This window comes from Aquimarina agarilytica ZC1, from assembly GCF_000255455.1.
Classification (GTDB): Bacteria; Bacteroidota; Bacteroidia; order Flavobacteriales; family Flavobacteriaceae; genus Aquimarina; species Aquimarina agarilytica.
Map to the genome: position 1 here is coordinate 105,736 of NZ_JH621251.1, position 20,394 is coordinate 126,129.

A 20,394-nucleotide genomic window follows, 5' to 3' on the forward strand; every position below is an offset into this window, starting at 1 on the left:
ACTAGCGTTTCAAAAGGGATTTACCTAAATTTAGCTTTCATTTAGGCACTAAATTTGATAACATTAAACAAGTCAAAATTCTACTATGTATTCTAAGTCTTTGTCATTTTTATTTACACTACTTTCTTTTTTTTATATGCTTTCGCAAGAAGCAACTGAAGTAGCTCCACCAGAATATATTAAAACAATTCAATTTGTTCAAAATGGCGAAAACAAAAATGGCACACCTCTAATTGAGCTTGGTACTCGTTTTGAAATCAACTTTGATGACATTATTGGAGACGAAGCCTTTTACTATTACAAGATCAGCTATTACAATTTTGATTGGACACCAACCATTCTTTCAAAAAATGAATATCTAGATGGAATTGACAACATACTTTTACAGGATACCGAAAATTCCTTAAACAGCCTTCAAATATACACACATTACAAAATGCAAATACCTAACAGTAGCACTCGTGCTCTTAAAAAAAGTGGTAATTACATTTTTGAACTTTATAACGACAATGAAGAATTGGTTTTTTCAAAAAAATTCATAGTCTACCAAAAAGGAGCCACTATACAAGCTAATGTAAAACGATCTAGAGATTTTAATTTTTTAAACAAAAAACAAGTAGTACAATTTAGCATTAACTCCAATGAACTTATTGTTAACCCTAAAAAGAATTTAAAAACACTTATTTTACAAAATAACAATTTAAAAACTGCCATTACCAATTTAAAATCACAATATACTATTGGTAATAAATTCATTTACAGATACGACAAGGAAACTAGCTTTTGGGGCGGGAATGAATATTGGAATTTTGATAATAAAGATGTGAGAAATGCCACAGTAAACATTAGTCATATTGAATTAAAAGACATCTATCATAATTACTTGTATGCACACTCCAACAGATCAAATCAAGTGTATACTTTTTTCCCGGATGTAAACGGAAATTTTGTTGTCCGCAATATTGATGCACAAAATAGTGATATTGAAGCCGAATATGTATGGCTTCATTTTAAATTAAAAACAGCCAACGTAGGCAACAAAGAAATTCATCTTTATGGAAATTTCAACAACTTTACTACCGATCAAAGTACGCTACTAACTTACAATAAAGAAGAGCGTGCTTATATTGGAAAACGCTTATTTAAACAAGGTTTTTACAACTTTAAATACGTTACAAAAGACAAAAATGGAATTATAGACGAAAATGCGATTTGCGGCAATTTTGACAAAACAGAAAATGAATATATAATCATTGCTTACTACCGCGCTCCGAATAGCAGAAACGATAGTATTATAGGAATTGGAAGCACGAATTCCGCTAATATTACCAATTAATAGCCTTGTACCCTTTTTCACACTTATAGATTTACTAAAAACACTGGTTGTTTTTACAAAATTCACTATATTGTATGCTCAAATTAATAGTGTTAGGTAATTTGGGTTATGGTACAACAAGTTACAAGTGGGATAAAAATATCTGTCGAAACTAATTTCGAAGGGACGTTCTATAAGAACTATAAAATTCACTTTGCCTTTGGTTATCGTGTTACCATTGAAAACCAAAGTAAAGATTCCGTTCAACTTACATCTCGATTTTGGAAAATTAAAGATGCCTTAAACAACACTGAAATTGTAGAAGGCGAAGGAGTTGTTGGTAAAAAACCCGTACTAAGACCCGGAGAATCTCACACCTATTCAAGCGGATGCCTTTTATCATCTCCCTTTGGTTCGATGGATGGCTATTACAACATGATCAACTTTACTTCTACCAAAAAGTTTAAGGTTATTATACCTTCTTTTAAGCTGAGCGCTCCTTTTGCTATTAATTAAATAGTACATTAAAAAATCTACTTAAAACTAACATTCGTTTTACTACAAGCAACTTTGTTATTTTCTTAATCAAGAATTAGCATTTTCAAGCCTTCATTTTAATTAATTCTTTATCAAAAAAATCATAAATTATACTTTTCTAAAAAATTAACAAATAACCCCACACAATTTCATTTATGTAGTTGATTTGAGTAATTTTAATGAAACTCAATTTTACAACAACACAATGAATTCACTCAAATTAATTTTACTCGCCACATTAGCAGTAGTGCCTTTCAAGAAAAGTATTAAAGCACAAACATTAAAAAAAGGAAACATTACCGTGAATTACCCCAACACAAAAAAAGTAGATAGCATAGACACCTATTTTGACACCAAAGTTAAAGATCCTTATCGCTGGCTTGAAGATGATAGAAGCGCAGAAACCGAAAAATGGGTGAATACACAAAATAAAACCACCTTTAGTTATTTAGAAAAAATTCCCTACAGAGAAACACTTCGCAAACGCCTTGAAAAATTATGGAATTACGAAAAAATAACTGCCCCATTTAAAGAAGGAAAATATACTTATTATTACAAAAATAATGGACTCCAAAATCAATATGTGCTTTATCAAAAAAAAGATCAAAATAGTGATGAAGTTTTTTTAGATCCAAATACTTTTACTAAAGACGGTACCACATCCCTATCATCTATCAATTTTTCAAAAGATGGAAGTCTAGCTGCTTATGCCATATCAGAAGGCGGAAGCGATTGGCGAAAAGTAATTACTATTGACACCGAATCAAAAAAAATCATTGAAGATACGCTAGTCGATATTAAATTTAGCGGTATTTCCTGGAAAGGAAATGAAGGCTTTTATTACTCAAGTTATGACAAACCTGACGGCAGCGAATTATCTGCAAAAACGGATCAGCACAAATTATACTACCACAAATTAGGAACTCCTCAAACGTCTGATGTCGTAATTTACGGTGGAAATGATATTGAAAAGCATCGTTATGTTGGGGGATACTTAACCGAAGACGAAAAGTTTTTAGTAATCACTGCTGCTAAATCCACTTCGGGAAATAAGTTATTTATCAAAGACCTTACTACCCCTAATAGTAAATTAGTTTGTATTATCGATAATTTTGATTCCGACAGCTATGTAATAGATAATAAAGACACAAAACTATACATTAGCACCAACAAAAATGCACCAAATAAAAAAATTGTTACGGTAGATGCTTCAAATCCTTTGCCAGAAAATTGGAAAGATCTTATTCCCGAAACAGAAAACGTCCTTTCTGCAAATATTGGAGGTGGTTATTTTTTCACAGAATACACCGTAGATGCTATTTCCAAAGTATATCAATATGATTATAACGGCAAATTAATACGTGAAATTAAACTCCCCGGTATAGGAAGCGCTAGTGGATTTAGCGCCAAAAATACAGATAAAGAATTGTATTTCAACTTCACTAATTACAACACTCCATGGTGTACTTACAAATACAATATTGAAACTGGAAAGTATAACGAATATTGGAAACCTAAAATTGATTTTGATTCTGAAAAATATGAATCCAAACAAGTTTTTTACACCTCTAAGGACGGGACTAAAATCCCAATGATTATTACACACAAAAAGGGAATCAAACTTGATGGCAAAAACCCAACAATCCTATACGGTTATGGAGGCTTTAATATTAGCCTCACCCCAAGTTTTAGCACGCCCAATTCGGTTTGGCTAGAACAAGGAGGTATTTATGCTGTTGCCAATTTACGTGGCGGTGGTGAATATGGTAAAAAATGGCATGTAGCTGGAACTAAATTAAAAAAACAAAATGTATTTGACGATTTTGCAGCTGCTGCTCATTTTTTAACATCAGAAAAATACACTTCTTCCGATTATTTAGCTATACGAGGAGGAAGCAATGGAGGCCTTTTAGTTGGTGCCACATTGACTCAGCAACCCAATTTAGCTAAAGTTGCCATTTGTCAAGTAGGAGTTTTAGACATGCTACGCTACCATACTTTTACAGCTGGTGCCGGTTGGGCCTATGATTATGGAACTGCCGAAGAGAGTAAAGAAATGTTTGAATACCTAAAAAAATACTCTCCCTTACACAATGTTAAACAAGGAATTGAATACCCTGCCACATTAGTGACTACAGGTGATCATGATGATCGCGTGGTACCTGCACATAGTTTTAAATTTGCTGCTACATTACAAGAATATCAAACAGGTATTAATCCAGCCTTAATTCGTATTGAAACTAATGCAGGACACGGAGCAGGAACTCCAATAAGTAAAACTATAGAACAATATGCAGATATATTTGCTTTTAGTCTGTTTAATATGGGAATTAAAACAATTCAAAAGCTTTAAAAAATAGAACGCGAGTTATAGACATCAATCTATAACTCGCTCTAATATATTTCATATCACATCAAACCTGTAAGTTATGCCCGCCTGCATTATGTGACAATAACTACAATTGGAATCATAAACAAACTCATAATTTTCATTGATATCAAAGCCTGATTTATTTACAATAAATTCTCCTTCAAAATCTTTACAAAAATTAGGGGTGTATCTTTTTATTACATACCTATCCTCTAGTTCTGTAGCTTCAATTTCAAAATAAGCGCTAGCCCCTATACCTGATAATAATTGGGCTTTCCCCTTTGTCTTTTTAAGGCTTTTACTTGCAAGCTTTGGAATCCTAGGATCAAAATAATTTGTTAAATTTTCCTTCAACATATAACCATCGTACTCCCCTACTTTCCCATGTAACACTTTATATATTTTACCTCCATTAGCTCCATATTTTACATTACCTAATGGACTTGGAGTAAACGAACTATTACGTTTTAAAACTTTTATTATTTTTTTATCTGTTGAAGAATTTATCAATGTATCCGCCACTAAACGTGAGCAATTACTACCTACATTACCAAAAGTTAAATAAGGAACACTTCCTTGGTCCTGTAAACTATTTAAAAAGTTAATCGCCTTACTATAATCAATATCATGACAGACTGAAGCTACCAAACGCCCACTTCCATGTGTTTTTTCTGGATGCGCATCTAACCACAATAAAATAGCTTCAATATTTTCAACATGACCTGAACTTGATATTTCTGCCTTAAAAGGTACTTTCAATTCCACATCTGTTTTGGCACTTCGCACTCTACCTTTTCCCAAAGGAGTAATGTAACGACCAAAATCAAAATACTGAATAGCACCTGTTGCATTTTCAATTAACAATAAAATAGCGTGCCCAGCTTTAATATACTTTTTCCTTCCCAGTCCTACTAATGGAAAAAAATAGTTCAACACCTTTTCTTCTGAGTAACGAACAAAAGTATCAGGAAAAGCAATGGGGATAATTTTACCTGTATTCAAGGATTTTAGATATTTACTGTTTCAAAGGATTTTTGAAACACCTTATTAATCACTAAATCTTCATATCGCATTTGCAAATCCCGATCACCAGCGCATACCTGAGTAATACTACGAGTTTGTAGATCACCTCGTTTTATTTGCAAATCGTAATATTCATTTCCTATTCCTCCATTTTTATGAAAATGAATCAAGGAATCTTTATCTATACTATTATTTAACTTAAAATCGGCCAACCAATCTTTACGCATTTGTTTCATTTCATCGGTATACAAAGTTGATGAGGACCATATATGCATATGAGATGTCGCCAATTTTCTGATATGTTTCTTAGAGCCATCCCAAACCAACTCATAAAATTTTAATTCAGAATTCCAATCTACACCTACTAAAGTAAAAGGCTCCAAGCCTTCACAATTATAATTTTGCATAGCTTCCCATAAATTACCTTCCGTAAGGATATCAGTAACTACCACTCCACGACTATGTCTGTAATTATGGGCTTTTACATGATTTTTATAACCTCCGTTCAATAAACAAATCATTGTTTGTTCATCACTAGCAGCTATCCATGTCCCTCCAGCCACTTCATCTTTAGGGTATAGAAGTCTTTTCCCACCTTGCGCATAACTTGCTATAGGTAGTGTTTTACGACCTATGGCTTCGTCACGGTTGGAAGTTAATATGAAACTATTTTTATTTAAAGAAACTAAAGTAACTGTACACATATAAATTTATCAGTCATTGCAATCTATAACAACTTACAAAAAAATCCTAATTACTACCCCTTATATTTCATGGGTAGATGAACAACTTTTTTGGTTTCAAAAAAGTCTTCTTCAAAAAAATCGGCTAACAAATATTCTTTAACTGTTGAAAAAACACTCAACTCTTCGGTTAAATCGCCTCCTTTTAAATACAAGATACCATTTTTAAGTTCATGATTCGATTTCTTTTTCACATTACTACGTACCCATTTCACAAAATCTGGCATTTTAGTTACTGCTCTACTCACAATAAAATCAAACTGCGTATCAAAAGTTCCTGCTCGCTTCTGTTCTGCTTTAACATTTGTCAATTCTAAAGCTGTAGCTACTGCATTCACTACTTTTATTTTTTTTGCAATAACATCGCACAAATAAAAATTAGTCTCAGGAAAAAGAATCGCCAATGGAATTCCTGGAAAACCACCACCTGTACCTACATCCATTACATTAGCTCCTGGCAAAAATTTTTGCACCTTAGCAATACCCAACGAATGGAGTACATGTCTCTCATAGAGTAAATCTATATCCTTTCTGGAAACTACATTAATTTTAGCATTCCATTCGGCATACAATTCTTTTAATTTTGTAAACTGATCAATTTGTTCCTCTGTTAAATCTGGAAAATATTTTAATATAATTTGCATACAGGTCATAAATAAGTCACAAAAATAAGTTTTAGATTGCTATTTTTAGAAAATTGAGAGGAGTAAAAAATTTAAATACCTATTTTTGTTCATTGAATAGGAATTTTAGCTTTAATAAAACATTAACAAAACTGTTCCTAAAAAAAACCTCTATGAAAGGAGCTCAAATACGTTTTAGCCGAGTAAATTCTCCTGCTTTTTTTAAAACACTTAACCGCAGAGTAAACACTTACTTTAAAGAACAGAATATAAAAAAAACAGGAAATTGGAAGCTACACCTTAAAACTATGGTGATGTTCACCTTATTCACAGCACCCTATTTTTTAATCTTACTTAGTCCAATACCACAATGGCTTATGCTAATTTTGTGCGTAATAATGGGTATAGGTATGGCTGGAATAGGCATGAATGTAATGCATGACGGTAATCATGGTTCTTATTCATCAAAAAGATGGGTAAACAAACTCATGGGATCAAGCATGTATTTTTTAGCCGGAAATGTATACAATTGGCAAGTACAACACAATGTACTACACCATACCTATACTAATATACATGGACACGATGAGGATTTAGATGCAGGTCGTATTATTCGATTTAGCAGGCATTCTGATTGGAAATATTTTCACAAATTTCAACATATTTACTCCATATTCCTTTATGGGTTACTTACAGTTAATTGGGTAACTACTGTTGATTTTAAACAAACGGCTCGCTATTTAAAGCGTAAACTCTCTTATGAAAAATTACCAAATGCATTTAAACAATGGACTACGGTAATCGTTAGTAAAATTCTATACTTCAGCGTATGGATTGTTACACCTATGCTTGTATTGGATGTGGCTTGGTATAAAATATTACTTGGCTTTTTTGTAATGCATTATGTTGCAGGACTGATTTTGAGTACCGTTTTTCAATTAGCGCATATTATTGAAGAAACTGATACTCCATTACCTAGTGAAGAAGGAACCATGAAAAACACCTGGGCAATACATCAATTATTCACTACAACCAATTTTGGAACAAATAATAAATTTTTAAGTTGGTTTACAGGCGGTTTAAACCACCAAGTGGAGCATCATATTTTTCCAAATATTAGCCATGTACATTATCCTAAAATTTCAAAAATAATAAAAGAAACTGCTAAAGAATTTAACCTACCTTACTATGAATATAAGAGTATGGGAAGTGCTTTAGCTGCACATTTTAGACATTTAAAACACTTGGGCATGAACCCCAATTTAACTTCATAAAGCACATAATTTAAATAACAATGAGTAATCAATTATCCGAAAGAATTAATAGTTTAGCACCATCCGCAACACTTGAAATGGCTGCTAAGGCGCGTGAATTAAGAGCCGCTGGAAAAGACATTATTGGTCTTAGTTTAGGAGAACCTGACTTTAACACACCTGATTACATAAAAGATGCAGCCATTCAGGCTGTAAATGATGATTATAATTCCTATACTCCTGTAGATGGATATGGTGAACTAAAGGATGCTATAATCACCAAATTTAAACGAGATAACAACTTAAGTTATGAAGCTTCTCAAATTGTAGTTTCTACAGGTGCCAAACAAGCATTATACAATGTAGCTCAAGTATGCCTTAATAAAGGTGATGAAGTTATTTTACCTTGTCCTTACTGGGTTAGCTACAGTGATATTGTAAAATTAGCTGATGGTGTTCCTGTCGAAGTAGCCACCTCAATTGATAGTGACTTTAAAATGACGCCTGAACAACTTGAAGCTGCTATTACTCCAAAAACTAAAATGCTTTGGTATAGCTCTCCTTGTAACCCAAGTGGATCTATTTATAGTAAAGAGGAATTAAGAGCTTTAGCTGATGTATTAAAAAAGCATCCACAAATTGTAGTAGTAAGTGATGAAATTTACGAACACATCAACTACGGAGTTACTGCTCATGCATCCATGGCTGAGTTTGAAGACATGTATGATCGTACGGTTACTGTTAATGGAGTTGCAAAAGCTTTTGCAATGACAGGATGGAGAATTGGTTATATTGGAGCGCCTACTTATATAGCACGCGCTTGTAACAAATTACAAGGTCAAGTAACTAGTGGCGCCAACTGTATTGCTCAACGCGCCGTTATAACTGCTTTGGCTGAACCGGTTAGCCGTATTCAATACATGGTTGACAAATTTAAAGAGCGTAGAAAATTAATTTTAGGCTTATTAAACGACATTGAAGGATTTAAATGTAATGAGCCAGAAGGTGCTTTTTATGTATATCCGGATGTTACTGCCTTTTTTGGTAAAACTTTAGGCGGTAAAAAGATCAACAATGCTTCAGAATTTGCTATCTATTTACTTGAGGCTGCAAATGTAGCTACAGTTACTGGAGATGCCTTTGGAAACGGAAACTGTATTCGTATTTCATATGCGGCAAGTGAAGCACAAATCATCGAAGCCATAAAACGCATTAAAGAAGCGGTTAGCTAAATTAAGCTTTTTATAAAAATTTTAAAAAACCATCCTTTTAAGGGTGGTTTTTTGTATCCGAGGCTTACATTATAACAATTCTTAGGAAACTTCAAACACAAACTTAATCAAAAAACAAATTTACCCGAAAACTTAAAATTCAACTTTATAATCACAAAATAAATCAATATTAATTATAAAAAGGACTAAAAAGTGCAAATAAAATGTTTTCGTTACAATTTGATAATCTAAAATTCTCTTTTTATTTACATTAAAAGAAGCAAGTACCTACATCTAACTAGTAAATTTGAGTAATTTTTTTTACTCAAAACTTTACTATGAAAAAAAATCAACTCTTATTATTCCTTTTATTAATTAAATCAATAAGCAGTTTTGCTCAGGGAGTAACACGATCCGCTGTTTCTGGAAAAATCATAGACGACAAAAGCACTCCCGTTTTAGGAGCACAAGTAGTTATGGTCGAAGTCAATTCTGGAACACTATATGGCGCATTAACTGATGAAGATGGTTATTATCGTATTTCCAATGTTAAACCAGGTGGACCTTATAAATTTTCGGTAATTTATGTTGGATATACAGATTATGTGGTTGAAAATATTTTCATTCAATTAGGAGAAACTAAAAACATTAATGGTACGTTAAATGAGGATGTAAGTCAACTAGATGAAGTGATTATTACAGCTTCTAAAAACAGTGTGTTTAGCTCCAAAAGAACGGGTGCAGAAACTTCAATTTCTCAAAGTGATATCAATAAAATACCACAGGCCTCACGTTCGGTTGCCGATTTTGTGCGTTTAACACCTCAAGCACAAATAACAGAAGGAGCAGATGGATTTTCTATCTCTTTGGGAGGTCAAAATAATAAATTAAACTCTATATATGTCGATGGAGCTGTGAGTAATGATGTGTTTGGATTAGCTGGATCCGGAACCAATGGCGGACAAACTGGAGTGAATCCTTTTTCTGTAGATGCTATTGAATCCTATCAAGTTCAAATAGCACCTTTTGATGTCCGTGTTTCTGGTTTTGCCGGTGGAGCTATAAGTGCCATTACCCGTTCTGGGTCTAACAACTGGGAAGGTTCCGTGTACAGTTTTATTAGAAATGAAGATTTATCTGGAAAAACACCTGTTCAATTGGCAGAAGATGGTCTGAGAGAAAAACTTGGAGATTTTTCTACCTTAACCAGCGGACTACGAATAGGAGGCCCCTTAATTAAAAATAAACTTTTCTTTTTTGCAAACTATGAAAGAGGCGAAAGTAATATACCCCAACCCTTCAATATTAGCAACTATAATGGAGACTCTACTAATGATGATATTAACCGCCTAAGAAATTTTATTTCTAATCAATTCAACTATGATATCGGAAACTTTGAAACCCCAAGCACGCTTGAAAGTCATAATTTCACAGCAAAAATAGATGCCAATATTAATAAAAACAATACATTTTCATTCAAGTATAACCTCATTTCTGCTGATAATTTAGAAGGAAGAAGCTCTTCTAGAAATCAACTAGGTTTTGGTAATGGATCCGAATTATTTAAGTCGACAACTAATACACTTAGTGCGGAATTAAACTCTTCCTTTGGTAATAAATTTGCTAACAGTCTTATTTTAGGCTATACTAACGTTAGAGACGACAGAGACCCTAGTGGCCCTGATTTCCCTTCTGTTCGAATAAGAGATGGACTAGATGGTAGTATTGATGGTATTAGCTTTGGTGCAGAACCTTTTTCAACAGCTAATCTTTTAGATCAAGATGTTTTTACGTTAACTGATAACTTCGAAATATTTTTAGGAAAACATGCATTGACTATTGGTACGCATCATGAGTTTTATAAAGTAAAAAACTTATTTTTTGCCTTTAACTACGGAAACTACACTTACAATACAACAGATGACTTTATTAATCAAGTAAAACCCAATTTTATCCGCTTCTTTTCACTTAATGACTTAACTGTTGGAGACGAATCTTCTGGTGCTGCTGAATTTAAAAATAGCCAACATGGGGCTTATATTCAAGATGAATATAGAATAACTGACAATTTTAGAATAACCGGAGGAGTACGAATTGATGTTCCTGTATGGGAAAATGGTCCTGTAAACAGTAATTTTAATGAAGATAGATTAAGACCTGACCTACCACTTAATGAAGATGGAACAATAGTTGTTGAGTTATCTGCTGCGAACGAGCTAGAAGCAAATGGAAAAAACCTTAGAGGAGCTAGAGAAGGTAAAAAAATAAAATCGCAAATACACTTTTCTCCTCGTTTTGGTTTTAACTGGGATGTTTTTGGTAACAGAACTACTCAAATTAGAGGAGGTGCTGGTATTTTTACTTCTAGAATCCCTTTGGTATGGCCTGCAGCAAGTTATAACAATAATGGAGTAACTCAAGGGGGGACTTTCTTTTTACCTGACGGAGAAAACTTTAATCCAAATATTAATGAGCAATTTATCCCCGACGATATCAAAGAAAAAATTGAAAAAGGTGAACAAGTATTTAATGGAAATATAGACTTATTTGCTCCCGATTTAAAACTACCTCAAGTTGCCAAATACAACATTGCTATTGACCAAAAAATTCCTGTATTGGGTGGCCTAATTTTAAGCACCGATTTTATTTACAACAATACCATTAATGGCATTCGATATGAAAATGTTAATATTACAGGTCAACCAGATGAAAATTCTCGAATTTTTAATGGTGGCGGCTTAGACAGAAGACCTCTTTTTAGCCGAGATAGAGTTGTTGGTCAATACGGAGATATTATTTTAGGAAGCAATACTAGCCAAGGAGAATCCTGGAATGTCTCTGTAACTATTCAAAAGCCTTTTCAAAATGGTTTTGCAGGACAATTAGGCTATTCATATGGAGATTCAAAAAGTGTTTATGACGGAAACAGTTCTAGAAATATTTCCAACTGGGAAAAAAGCGTTACTGTCAATGGTAAAAACAACACTGCAGTAGGGCGATCTGAATTTGCGCAAGGCCATAGAGTTTTTGCTAATGTTTCCTACCAATTTGACTGGGCCAAAAGTTTCAAAACTACTATTAGCCTCTTTTATGATGCCACGCAAGGACAACCAACATCATATATTTACAGACAAGGTATTGATACTAATGGAAGAGATGTTACCTTATTGAATGATACTAGAGACGATGACAATGCGTTGTTATTTGTACCTGCATCAAGAGATCAAATCAATTTAGTGCCTTTCGAAAGAGATGGACGTATCGTGTCTGCTGATGAACAATATACCGATTTAGAAGCATTTATTAATGGTAATGATTACCTAAAAACACGTAAAGGAAAATTTGCTGAACGTAATGGCGATTTTGGTCCTTGGAGTCATGTTGTTGATCTTAGGATATTGCAAGATTTCAATTTAAAACTTGGGAACAAAAAACACACATTCCAATTTTCAGCCGATATCTTTAATTTCACTAATCTGTTGAACAAAAAATGGGGAGAAAAAAATAGATTTAACAGAAATACTACTTCGGTTATTACTGTTGCTAAAAATGAACTAATTCCAGTTGCAGACCCTACAAACCCTTCAAATCCACCAATAAGTATAAGCTCAATTCCAGAATTCAACTTTGATAAAACTAGAGTTAGTAATGATCGAATTGAAAGTGTTGATGATGACGGAATTCAATCATCACGCTGGCAAATGCAACTTGGTTTACGCTATATTTTTAAATAACAACAATTTATAATGATATTAAAAATCCATTTATGAAATTTCATAAATGGATTTTTTTAATTTTACTTTTATGAAAAACATACTTATACTACTAAGCCTATTTATTGGTATTCATAGTAGCTTTGCTCTTCCAAATTGGGGAAAAACTGGCCATCGAGTAGTTGGTGCTATTGCTGAAAAACACCTTTCGCGTAAAGCTTTAAAAAAAATCAACACATTACTTAACGGCACTTCATTAGCTTATGTATCCATACATGCAGATGAAATTAAAAGTGACCCTAAATACAATAATTTCTCGCCTTGGCACTATGTTAATTTTAAAGAAGGCGAAAAATATGGTGAAACGCCAGCACATCCTAAAGGAGATATCATCCAAGGAATTAAATCCTGTATTTTAAAAATTAGAGACACCAATTCTTCTACAGCGGACAAGCAATTCTATCTTAAATTTTTAGTGCATTTACTAGGTGATTTACACCAACCACTACATGTTGGTAACGCTGAAGATAAAGGAGGAAACACCATTAAAGTTGATTGGTTTAACACAGCTTCAAATTTACATCGTGTTTGGGATTCTAACATGATTGACAGCTATAAAATGAGTTATTCGGAATTATCAAATAATACAAAACATAAAACCACAACCGAAATAGCAAACATTAAATCAGGCTCACTGCTGGATTGGACGTACGAATCTAAAGCCTTAGCTACTAAAGTATATGCTTCGGCAAAAATGAACGACAATTTAAGTTACACATATATGTATCACCATTTTCCAATAGCAGAAAGTCAATTACAAAAGGCTGGTATACGCTTAGCACATGTTTTACAATTAGTTTTTTGTGGTAAAAACACTGAATTAGATACTTTTTTTAATGGAATTTAAAGGAATACTCTATAAGAGTATTCCAGCAATACATGCCGTCATCCAACTTGCTAAAGCACCACCTAACATGGCTTTCATCGCTAACTTAGCCACTTCCTTCTTTTTATTAGGTGCAATACCCGAAATACCTCCAATTTGAATCCCTATGGAAGCAAAATTAGCAAAACCGCACAACGCATAACTCGCAATTTGTGCAGTACGTTGTGATATTTCGTTATTTTTCAACATAACCCCCAAGTCTTTATAAGCTATAAGTTCTGTCAAAGCTATTTTTTCACCTAATAAGGTCCCAAAAGCCCCTGCCTCCGACCAAGGAATACCCATAATAAAAGCTAAAGGTTTAAAAAAGAATCCAAAAATTTCTGCCATTGATGTATTTACTAAACTTAATAAACCATCCACTAGGGCTACCATACCCACAATAGCGATTAACATTGCGGCAATATTGGCCGCTAATTTTAAACCATCAACAGCCCCATCTGCAATAGCTTCAATTACATTACTATCAGTATCACTGGCTACCATATCTACTTTCTCTTTACTTTCCGAATCTTCTGTTTCTGGAAACATAATTTTAGAAATAACAATTGCCGCAGGGGCACTCATTATTGATGCTGCCATTAAATGTCCCGCTATGCCTGGAATCGTATCAAGCATTTTAACATATATAGCCATTACTCCACCTGCAACTGTAGCAAATCCCCCTACCATAACTGTCATTAATTCCGACTTAGTCATGTTTTTAACATAAGGCTTTACCAATAAAGGCGCTTCGGTCTGCCCTACAAAAATACTCCCTACCACACTCAAAGTTTCACTGCCACTGGTTCCCAATAATTTTTGCATTAATTTAGAAAGTCCGTTAACAATAAACTGCATCACTTTTAAATGATACAAAAGACTCATTAATGCCGAAAAAAAGATAATTGTTGGTAATACCCGTACTGCAAAGTTGATAATTGGCGATTCCACCTGTCCACTAACAAATGAAGCAAAAAGGAAATCCCCTCCTTTATCTGCAAAAGCAAGTAGTTTTTTTATTACGGAATCAAAAAAATTAAAAAAAGGTAACCCAATCGGTGTTTTTAATATTAAAAGTGCAAACACCAGTTGGAGTACCGCTCCTTTTATTACTAATTTAAAATCTATTTTTTTTCTGTTATTGCTCACTAAAAAAGCTACTAATAACAATACCAACAAACCAATAATCCCTATAAATTTAAACATCATTTACTTTTGATTAACATCCACTAAATTTAAATTTTTTAAATTGTTTTTTGATTTGATCTACTAAAATTTATTTATGAATGCTATCGTTTTAAGGTTTCCCATTCTTATCCTATGTTATTTTACATTTACTAATTATATTTTGTCTCAAAATTTAGAAAATGAGAATAAATCCTATAAAAAAATCACTTTAAACCTAATTGGAGAACAAGTATTGGACGCAAATCTTGTCTTTGAAAACACCAAAGTAGGAGGCCTTTCGGGAATTGATTATACTAATGGAATTTGGCACCTGATATCCGATGATTCGCAAAAGCCTGTACGTTTTTATGAAATGAATTTAACTTTTAATGATACTTCTTTTACTGCTGTAGAAATTTTAAAAGTGAACAAATTATTAAACTCAAAGGGCATTGCTTTTGAACAAAAAACTATTGATGGAGAATCTATTCGATTTGACACTACTTTGAATAAATTTATATGGACTTCCGAAGGAGCATTATCACTAGGAATCCAACCTACGCTTTTCGAAACCGATCCAAAAACACTAGTTAGTTTTCCCATCAAAAAAATTTCAAAAGAACAGCAAGGTATCCCTAACGGAAGCTTGGAAGGTTTAAGCATAGGTTACCACACTAATGAATATTGGTTTTCCATGGAACTCCCTTTAAAAGAAGATGGGGAACCTGCTACGTTTACTATAAATAATTCACCCGTCCGATTAAGTTGCTTTGACAAAAAAACTAAAAAAATAAAAAAACAATATGCCTACATCCTAGATAAAGTTGCCCTAAAACCCAAAGCTGAAACCGATTTGGCTATTAATGGATTGGTCGAAATACTAGCTATTAGTCCTACTCAATTTTTAACTATGGAGCGCTCTTACACCAGCAATTATGGCACTAATGGAAACACAGTAAAAATATTTTTAAGTACGCTAACCAATGCAACCGATATTCGAAATATCAAATCATTAAAAAAATCCAACTTTACAGCTATTAAAAAAGAACTTATACTAAATCTAGATGCTATAAAAAATCAATTACCGAGTAAAAGAATTGATAATTTAGAAGGTATGTGCATAGGCCCCAAACTTTCTAACGGAAATAATAGTTTAGTTTTGGTTGCAGATAATAATTTTAACAAATTTGGTGAGCAACTAAATCAGTTTATTGTTTTTGAGCTAGTCCCTCCCTTTTAATTGTATTCTTCTAGTCACAAAAAAAATAGCCTATTAGCATACATTTCCAATAACTCAAAACCACAAACAATTCCATTAGTTATTGTGCAGCAATTTTATTTTTTATAAAATTACATCTGTAAATACACCGTGCATGTACATTATAGGAATTACAGGAGGAACTGCTAGTGGAAAAACTACTTTTGTAACAAAACTTTTAGCTCAATGCGATCCTCATAGGATAACTATGATTAGTCAAGATGATTATTATAAGCCTTTAACAGGACTTTCACTTCAAGAAAAAAACAACATCAACTTTGACCATCCCAACAGCATAGATTTTGATTTATTGGAAAAACACATACTTTCCTTAAAAAAAGGAGAACTAATTAATAAGCCTAACTATAGTTTTGAAACCCATGATAGACTTGAAAAAGTTACTACTATATCACCTAAACCTATTTTAATTTTAGAAGGCATCTTAGTATTATCCGTCCCCAAAATTAAAGCACTTTGCAATTACACTATTTTTGTAGATGCTTCTGAAAAAACTAGACAAGAAAGACGTTTAAAAAGAGACATTGCAGAAAGAGGACGTGATAAAGAAACTATCTTAGAGCAATTTAAAACTAACATCCACCCTATGCACAGAAAGTTTATTGAACCTCTTAAAAATGAGGTAAACTTAGTCATTGATGGGACTAAAAATTTTAATGAACCTATTAACAGTCTCGTTAACTTAATAGAGACAAAAATAGAGTAAGACTCATTTTTGTTACAATGATTCCCATTAATATCCGATAAATATTCTGAATCATTTTATTTCAGGAAACATGAACCAAGATTAAATTCATACTATACATTAAACAAAACGTTTTCCTTTTTAAAATTCCACTATAGCTCTTATCTAAAGGACTCAATATCAAGTATACTTCTATTTATAAAAAACTAATAATAATCTTTTATCACCCATAAAAAAAAGGCCTTCAAACTTATGTTTAAAGACCTTTTCAATATATATTTTAACTAATAAATTAGTTAAAGCATTACACTTTTTTAAAAGAATTAAGCTTCAGTAACTTCTAATTCTTCAGTTTTAGATTCTTTTTGTTTCAATCCAACTTTACTTACAGTATCATACATAATTGGTGTTGCAATAAACAATGATGAATACGTACCCACTACTACTCCGATGATTAATGAGAACATAAATCCTCTTAACGGCGCAGCAAAAATAAAGATCGCTACTAATACTAATAAGGTAGTTAACGATGTATTTAAGGTTCTACTCAATGTACTGCTCAATGCCGAATCTACAATACGTTGCAACTTCCAGTCTTGATGATCATTTAAAAACTCACGAATACGGTCAAAAACTACCACCGTATCATTCAGGGAGTACCCTATAACGGTTAGTATTGCTGCAATAAATGCTTGATCTATTTCCATATTAAATGGCATTACTTTATGCAATAATGAAAAGATACCTAATACAATTAAAACATCATGGAATACCGCCGCAACAGCTCCTAAACTAAACTGCCAACGTTGGAAACGTAATAAAATATACAAGAACACTACCAATAATGATCCTAATACGGCCCAGAATGCAGCCTTTTTAATATCATCCGCAATTGTAGGCCCAACTTTCATTGAGGACATTACTCCTTCTAATTTTTCGTCACTACCAGAAATAAATAGGTTATAATTCACATTACTTGACAAATAAGGTTTCAAGGCTTTAAATAGTTTCTCTCTTACCTCATTATCAACTGCAGTACCCGTTTCTTCAATTTTATATTTCGTAGTAATTTTTAATTGGTTCGCTGCTCCAAAAGTTTTTGCTTCGGCACTACCAAACTCTTTAACTAAGGCATCTCCAACTTGAGTTGCATTTACATCATTTGCAAAACGTACGGTATACGTTCTTCCGCCTACAAAATCAACTCCTTGATCTAAACCTTGAGTAAATAATGAGATTAAACCTGTTAATACTAAAGCTCCAGAAATCACATAGGCTAATTTACGCTTCTTTAAAAATTCGATATTAAAGTTACGGAACCAGTTTTTAGTAATTCCTGTTGAGAACGTTAAAGACTTTCCATTTTTACCATATCCATCGATAAATAATCGTGTAATAAAAATTGCAGTAAACAATGAAGTTAATATACCTATCAATAATGTAGTAGCAAAACCTTTAATTGGTCCAGTTCCAAATACTAATAAAATTAAACCTGTTAATCCAGTAGTAATATTCGCATCTAAAATAGATGATAATGCATTACTAAAACCATCTTTAATAGCATCAACTTGTGATTTACCTTTAGCTAATTCTTCGCGAATACGCTCAAAGATAAGTACGTTAGCATCCACCGACATACCAATGGTTAATACAATACCTGCAATTCCAGGAAGTGTTAATACAGCCTTAAGACCAGCTAGTACTCCAAAAATAAATAAGATGTTTACTACCAAAGCGATATCAGCAAAAATACCCGCTTTTCCGTAATAAAATACCATCCAAATTAATACTAGAGCTAATGCGATAAGGAAAGACATTACCCCACTATCAATGGCCTCTTGACCTAATGAAGGTCCAACAATTTCACTCTGAATGATATCAGCAGATGCTGGTAATTTACCTGCACGTAATACATTCGCTAAATCTTTTGCTTCAAGGATATCAAAATTCCCTGTAATTTCACTTCTACCTCCTGTAATAGCTCCACTGCTTACACCTGGTGCCGAATACACAACATTATCAAGTACAATAGCAATTTGACTTTGTTGTTGAGAAGCTCTTGCTGTCATTTCTGCCCATTTTTTAGCTCCCTTACCATTCATTTGCATACTCACCGCAACCTGACCTCTTTGTGTATACGTTTGCTGCGCATCAGTCACTACATTTCCTGAAAGTTCAGGCTTATTTTGTCTGTTTGCCTTTATAGCATATAAATCAACTACTTCACTTCCTTCTTCTGCTTTACCATAAGCAAAACGTGCATAACGTTGTTGACCCGTTAATAAAGCTCTTACCTTAGGTGAATTTAGATAGGCATTAAATTTAGCAGTATCTTTTTTAGCTATAGTTGCAATTACTGGTCCTCCTTGATACACTTTTGAACGTGCATCTCGTACCATTAAATCAAAAATAGGATTAGCCACTTCTTCTTTTGCTTCTTCCTCTTCGGCATCGGCTAACAAATCATTAATGGCCTTTTTATCTTCATCATCAGCTTTAGTTGCTTCAGTTTTCTTTTCTTTTTTAGGAGCTTCTGCTTGTAATAAAGCATTTGCTTGACTAATAAAAGAGATCATCTCTTCCATTTTGTACACATCCCAAAATTCCAATTGCGCTGTACTTGTTACTAATTTAGTTACACGCTCGATATCTTTCGCTCCTGGCAACTCCACTAAGATACGACCTGTATTTCCTAAACGTTGGATATTTGGTTGGGTTACCCCAAACTTATCAATACGCTTACGTAATACTTCGAATGCAGAAACTATAGACTCATCAATTTTTTTACGAATTACAGGTTTTACCTGATCATTAGTCATGTTATCCTCAACTACACCATCTAAATTTTTAGTTAAAAAGATATCTGGCGATGCCAATTTAGCATCTGGTAAAGCATCAAATGCTTTAAAGAATGACTCTACATAAGGAGCATCCGTGTCTTTTTGCAATGCATCTGCATTAATCAAAGCTTTGTTGAATGCTGGATTTTTTGATCCGTTAGCCAATCCTTTAAGAATATCTTTTACAGATATTTGAAGAATTACGTTGATTCCACCTTTAAGGTCAAGTCCTTTATTTAATTCTTTCTTTTTTGCAGCATTATAAGTAATCCCAAAAGCAATAGTATCATTACCAATAGAGTCCAAATACTTTCTTTCCGCATTTTCTCTTAAACGTGCACCATCTTTGGTTCCTTCTGCAAATCTTTCAAAAGCATACGCCTCTGCATCACTCTCTTTTGCATTTGTGATAAATGTATACGACAATTGGTAAATACATACCAAACCAAATAAAATGGCAAATACCCGTATCAGTCCTTTATTCTGCATTATTTCAATAAATTTAATTTGTGTAATTTCTAAAACGGACAAATATAACTTTTCAATATTTAACCTCCAATTATTTTTTTATTCCTTATTTCAAAGCTTTTAGTGAGTAGCTTTTCAAATTTTTATGTACGATTTTACCGACTTGTGTTAATTCTATTTAGTATTCATTTTAAATCGTAACCATAGTGCTGTACAAAAACATAAAATAATGACTATCAAA

Annotated in this window: 14 protein-coding genes; 9 read left to right on the forward strand and 5 right to left on the reverse strand. The window is 33.1% G+C overall.

Annotation, left to right across the window (positions count from 1 at the left end; translation table 11 throughout):
* The first annotated feature begins 85 nt into the window (after window positions 1-85).
* From KQA_RS0205025 to KQA_RS0205035, 3 genes are all read left to right on the forward strand, one after another.
* Entirely contained in the window at window positions 86-1,336 is a 1,251-nt protein-coding gene (locus KQA_RS0205025; protein WP_010178742.1) for a type IX secretion system plug protein, read from the forward strand.
* A gap of 108 nt (window positions 1,337-1,444) precedes the next feature.
* On the forward strand, window positions 1,445-1,831 hold the full coding sequence (gene apaG, locus KQA_RS0205030; protein ID WP_010178744.1) for a Co2+/Mg2+ efflux protein ApaG: 387 nt from the start codon (window positions 1,445-1,447) through the stop codon (window positions 1,829-1,831).
* A gap of 226 nt (window positions 1,832-2,057) precedes the next feature.
* Window positions 2,058-4,205, forward strand: coding sequence for a prolyl oligopeptidase family serine peptidase (locus KQA_RS0205035; protein ID WP_029209462.1), 2,148 nt, complete (start codon window positions 2,058-2,060; stop codon window positions 4,203-4,205).
* A 51-nt stretch (window positions 4,206-4,256) separates the two neighbouring features.
* Here the strand turns inward: KQA_RS0205035 and KQA_RS0205040 are convergent, their stop codons facing one another.
* Genes KQA_RS0205040 through rsmG form a run of 3 tightly spaced genes read right to left on the reverse strand, consistent with a single transcriptional unit; the run spans window position 4,257 to window position 6,633 of the window.
* On the reverse strand, window positions 4,257-5,225 hold the full coding sequence (locus KQA_RS0205040) for a DUF6695 family protein (RefSeq protein ID WP_010178748.1): 969 nt from the start codon (window positions 5,223-5,225) through the stop codon (window positions 4,257-4,259).
* A gap of 5 nt (window positions 5,226-5,230) precedes the next feature.
* Entirely contained in the window at window positions 5,231-5,950 is a 720-nt protein-coding gene (locus tag KQA_RS0205045; protein ID WP_010178750.1) for an NRDE family protein, read from the reverse strand.
* Between the two features lie 53 nt (window positions 5,951-6,003).
* The gene (gene rsmG / locus KQA_RS0205050) at window positions 6,004-6,633 is read right to left on the reverse strand and encodes a 16S rRNA (guanine(527)-N(7))-methyltransferase RsmG (RefSeq protein WP_029209463.1); all 630 of its coding nucleotides are present in this window, start codon (window positions 6,631-6,633) and stop codon (window positions 6,004-6,006) included.
* Window positions 6,634-6,785: 152 nt separating this feature from the next.
* Here rsmG and KQA_RS0205055 point away from each other — a divergent pair, with 152 nt between their 5' ends.
* From KQA_RS0205055 to KQA_RS0205070, 4 genes are all read left to right on the forward strand, one after another.
* Complete coding sequence (locus tag KQA_RS0205055; RefSeq protein ID WP_010178754.1) at window positions 6,786-7,886, forward strand: fatty acid desaturase family protein; 1,101 nt, start codon at window positions 6,786-6,788, stop codon at window positions 7,884-7,886.
* Between the two features lie 20 nt (window positions 7,887-7,906).
* The gene (locus KQA_RS0205060; protein WP_010178756.1) at window positions 7,907-9,097 is read left to right on the forward strand and encodes a pyridoxal phosphate-dependent aminotransferase; all 1,191 of its coding nucleotides are present in this window, start codon (window positions 7,907-7,909) and stop codon (window positions 9,095-9,097) included.
* 317 nt (window positions 9,098-9,414) lie between these two features.
* The gene (locus tag KQA_RS0205065) at window positions 9,415-12,810 is read left to right on the forward strand and encodes a TonB-dependent receptor (RefSeq protein ID WP_010178759.1); all 3,396 of its coding nucleotides are present in this window, start codon (window positions 9,415-9,417) and stop codon (window positions 12,808-12,810) included.
* Between the two features lie 70 nt (window positions 12,811-12,880).
* On the forward strand, window positions 12,881-13,696 hold the full coding sequence (locus tag KQA_RS0205070; RefSeq protein WP_040396110.1) for a S1/P1 nuclease: 816 nt from the start codon (window positions 12,881-12,883) through the stop codon (window positions 13,694-13,696).
* A 9-nt stretch (window positions 13,697-13,705) separates the two neighbouring features.
* On the opposite strand, the gene KQA_RS0205075 is transcribed toward KQA_RS0205070, so the two are convergent.
* Complete coding sequence (locus KQA_RS0205075) at window positions 13,706-14,926, reverse strand: NupC/NupG family nucleoside CNT transporter (protein WP_232285855.1); 1,221 nt, start codon at window positions 14,924-14,926, stop codon at window positions 13,706-13,708.
* 73 nt (window positions 14,927-14,999) lie between these two features.
* On the opposite strand from KQA_RS0205075, the gene KQA_RS0205080 reads away from it, so the two are divergent.
* Window positions 15,000-16,124, forward strand: coding sequence for an esterase-like activity of phytase family protein (locus KQA_RS0205080; protein ID WP_010178766.1), 1,125 nt, complete (start codon window positions 15,000-15,002; stop codon window positions 16,122-16,124).
* Between the two features lie 133 nt (window positions 16,125-16,257).
* Window positions 16,258-16,866, forward strand: a complete 609-nt coding sequence (gene udk / locus KQA_RS0205085; RefSeq protein ID WP_010178768.1) for a uridine kinase — start codon at window positions 16,258-16,260, stop codon at window positions 16,864-16,866.
* Window positions 16,867-17,168: 302 nt separating this feature from the next.
* Here the strand turns inward: udk and secDF are convergent, their stop codons facing one another.
* The gene (gene secDF / locus KQA_RS0205090; RefSeq protein WP_040396111.1) at window positions 17,169-20,174 is read right to left on the reverse strand and encodes a protein translocase subunit SecDF; all 3,006 of its coding nucleotides are present in this window, start codon (window positions 20,172-20,174) and stop codon (window positions 17,169-17,171) included.
* Window positions 20,175-20,394 lie beyond the last annotated feature (220 nt).